The following is a 4,351-nucleotide window of genomic DNA, read 5'->3' as shown; positions in this document are numbered from 1 at the left end:
TCGATTTCTCGTGGAGATATCCACGGGGCGGAATTTCGTGAGCTGGCTTGACTGAAATTGTGAGTGGCGTTCCGCCGCGGTTCACTCTTCCAACAAGCCCCCACCCCTCGACGGCAGATGCGTACCATCGGCCTGAGAATCGCCTCCTGGCGAGTGTCGATCCCCACGCCAGCCTGAGCAGTGCTTCAGAGCCGGCCTTCCAGCAATTCCGCCGTGATGTTCCGGCCCGCGAAAAAGACACCCAGGATCACGACCCGATCGGCATCGACTGCGAAAGCAATGCTGAGGGCACGCCGGTAGCCGATAACCCGCGGACCAGGCATGATCTCGACCCGCTCTGTGCCGCACTGTGGAAAAGTGGACACGCTCAGGAAATGGTCGCGATGCCGAGAACGAAATTCCAAGCGATCGCCGGCGACGCACGGGTCGGCTATGTCGTCATAGAGCTGGTCGAGTTCAGTTTCCGCCTTGGGGTGGAAGACAATGCGGTACTCCATTGCCTATTTGGCTTTCGCCTGCTTCGCGTGATGACGCGCCTCGAGCCGCGAAAAAACTGTCTCGACAGGGATGCCCTTAGTTTAGCCGGATCCTGCCGGAGCTCGGTCAGGCGCGCCGGAACCTCCTCTCGCAGCCATCTTTCCCGCTCCGCCTCGAAATCCTCGAGCATACGCAGGCCGGCGCGAACAACCTCACTGGCATTGTTGTAGCGGCCTGATTCGAGCTGCTTCCTGGTAAAGCTCTCATAGTGGTCGTTCAGAGCGTAGTCGGGCACGGCAACCTCCTGGAAGATTATGGCGCCGATCAAAGCCCGGTAACAATAGATAGCAATGATTGGAAGCGCACGATCACGGTTCGTTTTCAAAGATCTGATGGCGAGAGAATGGTTCGTCGCCTGGTTTTGCAGGATCCAAAGCGTCCGGTCACCATCGCGCCGGCGCGTGGCGGTTGCCGCGCTGACAGAGCCGGGAGCCAACCGGCTTCGCGTGGGCAAAGGTGCCGAATACAAAAAGGCCTGCGAGCTGCGGGCGGTTGGGGGTCATGATTTGGCTTTTCTGTCCCACGGCGTCGGCTTCGCCTGCTTCCGACCCCTGGTGCAGGTTAAAATCGCCATCGAGCACGGTCCGAACGCAAAAAGCCCGCGTGAAGCGGGCTTTTTTTGTTGGTTGCGGGGACAGGATTTGAACCTGTGACCTTCAGGTTATGAGCCTGACGAGCTACCGGGCTGCTCCACCCCGCGTCACCTCCAGGGCAAGCTCTTGCTTGCTCCGGACTCTCCAGGGCAAGCTCTTGCTTGCTCCGGACTCTCCAGGGCAAGCTCTTGCTTGCTCCGGACTCTCCAGGGCAAGCTCTTGCTTGCTCCGGATCTGAAGCAAGCGTTTGCTTGCTTATCTGGACGTAAGCCTATGAACAGGATGGCTTACAGATAGGTATATGGCTGACCAAATGAAAGGGCCGCTTGCGCGGCCCGTGATCCCTTGGCGGGCCTTTTCGTAGAGAGAAGATTTCAGTTTCATCCGGTTTGCGGATGAGAGTTCAACGTGCGTTTTGCAGACCTGGCAGCGACCTACTCTCCCGCGTCTTGAGACGAAGTACCATCAGCGCTGGAGCGTTTCACGGCCGAGTTCGGAATGGGATCGGGTGCAGCCGCTCCGCCATAACCACCAGGTCGGCAAAACGCACGTTATATCGAGAAGCTGTTTTTTCGTGCCAAGGCGACGTTTGTGTTTTGCTTTCGGGCGCAAGCCCGCAAGCGCGACTGCGCGTCGCCGGTTTTCCGGCGCCCTCGCGGAGCATAGGCCCGTAAGGGCCGCTCATGCGTGAGCGCTGGTCAGATCATCGTGTTCACGATGAGCATAAGGAATGAGAACGATCAAGCCGATCGAACTATTAGTACCGGTAAGCTTCAAGCGTTGCCGCTCTTCCACACCCGGCCTATCAACGTGGTCGTCTTCCACGGTTCTCAGGGAATACTCGTTTTAAGGTGGGTTTCCCGCTTAGATGCCTTCAGCGGTTATCCCGTCCGGATATAGCTACCCTGCTATGCGGCTGGCGCCACAACAGGTCCACCAGAGATCCGTCCATCCCGGTCCTCTCGTACTAGGGACAGATCCTTTCAATATTCCTACACCCACGGCAGATAGGGACCGAACTGTCTCACGACGTTCTGAACCCAACTCACGTACCGCTTTAAATGGCGAACAGCCATACCCTTGGGACCTGCTCCAGCCCCAGGATGCGATGAGTCGACATCGAGGTGCCAAACAACCCCGTCGATATGGACTCTTGGGGGTCATCAGCCTGTTATCCCCGGCGTACCTTTTATCCGTTGAGCGATGGCCCTTCCACGCGGGACCACCGGATCACTATGACCGACTTTCGTCTCTGCTCGACTTGTCAGTCTCGCAGTCAGGCAGGCTTATGCCATTGCACTCAGCGAACGATTTCCGACCGTTCTGAGCCCACCATCGCGCGCCTCCGTTACTCTTTAGGAGGCGACCGCCCCAGTCAAACTACCCACCATACATTGTCCCGGACCCGGATAACGGGCCGCGGTTAGACATCCATAGTAATAAGGGTGGTATTTCAAGGGTGGCTCCACCTGAGCTGGCGCCCAGGTTTCAAAGCCTACCACCTATCCTACACATGCCACTACGAATGCCAATGTAAAGCTATAGTAAAGGTGCACGGGGTCTTTCCGTCTAACCGCAGGAACCCCGCATCTTCACGGGGAATTCAATTTCACTGAGTCTATGCTGGAGACAGCGGGGAAGTCGTTACGCCATTCGTGCAGGTCGGAACTTACCCGACAAGGAATTTCGCTACCTTAGGACCGTTATAGTTACGGCCGCCGTTTACTGGGGCTTCGATTCAGAGCTTGCACCCCTCCTCTTAACCTTCCAGCACCGGGCAGGCGTCAGACCCTATACGTCGTCTTGCGACTTCGCAGAGCCCTGTGTTTTTGATAAACAGTCGCTACCCCCTGGTCTGTGCCACCCTCCTCTACTTGCGTAGAAAAGGGTCACGCTTCTTCCGAAGTTACGCGTGCAATTTGCCGAGTTCCTTCAGCATAGTTCTCTCAAGCGCCTTGGTATACTCTACCTGACCACCAGTGTCGGTTTCGGGTACGGTTTATAAGGAGGAGCTATTTCCTGGAACCGCTCCGCTGCCCGTTCAATCCGATAAGATTGGACAACTTGCGCGATCCGTCACTACCTCCAAGCCCACGAATATTAACGTGGTTCCCATCGACTACGCGTTTCCGCCTCGTCTTAGGGGCCGGCTAACCCTGCTCAGATTAGCTTTAAGCAGGAACCCTTGGTCTTTCGGCGGGGGAGTCTCTCACTCCCCTTACGTTACTCATGTCAGCATTCGCACTTCTGATACCTCCACCACCCCTCACGGGTATGGCTTCGTCAGCTTACAGAACGCTCCGCTACCGCTTGGCCCTTGCGGACCAAACCCTAAGCTTCGGTGTATGGCTTTAGCCCCGTTACATTTTCGGCGCAAAGACCCTTATTTAGACCAGTGAGCTGTTACGCTTTCTTTAAATGATGGCTGCTTCTAAGCCAACATCCTGGTTGTTTTGGGATCCTCACATCCTTTCCCACTTAGCCATAACTTGGGGACCTTAGCTGTAGGTCAGGGTTGTTTCCCTTTTCACGACGGACGTTAGCACCCGCCGTGTGTCTGCCGACTAGTACTCCCAGGTATTCGGAGTTTGGTTAGGTTTGGTAATCCGGTGAGGACCCCTAGCCCATCCAGTGCTCTACCCCCTGGGGTATTCGGTCGACGCTCTACCTAAATAGATTTCGCGGAGAACCAGCTATTTCCGAGTTTGATTGGCCTTTCACCCCTAGCCACAAGTCATCCCGAACTATTGCAACAGTTATGGGTTCGGTCCTCCAGTAAGTGTTACCTTACCTTCAACCTGCTCATGGCTAGATCACTCGGTTTCGGGTCTAATGCGACGAACTGAACGCCCTGTTCAGACTCGCTTTCGCTGCGCCTACACCTAGCGGTTTAAGCTTGCTCGTCACACTAAGTCGCTGACCCATTATACAAAAGGTACGTGGTGACCCTTACGGGCTCCCACTGTTTGTAGGCAATCGGTTTCAGGTACTCTTTCACTCCCCTTGTCGGGGTGCTTTTCACCTTTCCCTCACGGTACTAGTTCGCTATCGGTCATGCACGAGTACTTAGGCTTGGAAGGTGGTCCTCCCAATTTCAGACAGGATTTCACGTGTCCCGCCTTACTCGAGGACGATTGATTGCATTACGCGTACGGGGCTGTCACCCACTATGGCCCTACTTTCCAGAAGGTTCCGCTTGTCTCTCAATCGCCACTGGCCTG

General features: G+C 55.8%; 2 protein-coding genes, 1 tRNA gene, 2 rRNA genes and 1 pseudogene (1 of these 6 running past the window's edge). 1 reads left to right on the top strand and 5 read right to left on the bottom strand.

Annotated elements, in window-relative coordinates:
- Positions 1-185: 185 nt before the first annotated feature.
- On the bottom strand, positions 186-497 hold the full coding sequence (locus ACYG9Y_RS29295; RefSeq protein ID WP_031253178.1) for a type II toxin-antitoxin system RelE/ParE family toxin: 312 nt from the start codon (positions 495-497) through the stop codon (positions 186-188).
- 3 nt (positions 498-500) lie between these two features.
- Positions 501-772: pseudogene (locus ACYG9Y_RS29290) on the bottom strand (type II toxin-antitoxin system ParD family antitoxin).
- A gap of 55 nt (positions 773-827) precedes the next feature.
- On the opposite strand from ACYG9Y_RS29290, the gene ACYG9Y_RS29285 reads away from it, so the two are divergent.
- A complete protein-coding gene (locus tag ACYG9Y_RS29285) occupies positions 828-1,190 on the top strand; it encodes a hypothetical protein (RefSeq protein WP_156929728.1) in 363 nt (120 codons plus the stop codon).
- Here ACYG9Y_RS29285 and ACYG9Y_RS29280 read toward each other — a convergent pair.
- The 3 genes from ACYG9Y_RS29280 to ACYG9Y_RS29270 all read right to left on the bottom strand — a co-directional run.
- Positions 1,161-1,237: transfer RNA gene (locus ACYG9Y_RS29280), tRNA-Met, on the bottom strand. The genes ACYG9Y_RS29285 and ACYG9Y_RS29280 overlap by 30 nt on opposite strands.
- Positions 1,238-1,551: 314 nt before the next feature.
- Positions 1,552-1,666 (bottom strand): 5S ribosomal RNA (rrf, locus tag ACYG9Y_RS29275).
- 200 nt (positions 1,667-1,866) lie between these two features.
- Positions 1,867-4,351: ribosomal RNA gene (locus ACYG9Y_RS29270) — 23S ribosomal RNA — on the bottom strand (it continues 317 nt past the right edge of the window).

Source organism: Mesorhizobium sp. W050, assembly GCF_054719535.1.
This window is presented reverse-complemented; position numbering and strand designations above follow the sequence as displayed.

Excerpts from the sequence above, each read along its gene's own strand:
- ACYG9Y_RS29295 (WP_031253178.1), bottom strand. The coding sequence starts at position 497 with ATGGAGTACCGCATTGTCTTCCACCCCAAGGCGGAAACTGAACTCGAC.
- ACYG9Y_RS29285 (WP_156929728.1), top strand. The coding sequence starts at position 828 with ATGATTGGAAGCGCACGATCACGGTTCGTTTTCAAAGATCTGATGGCG.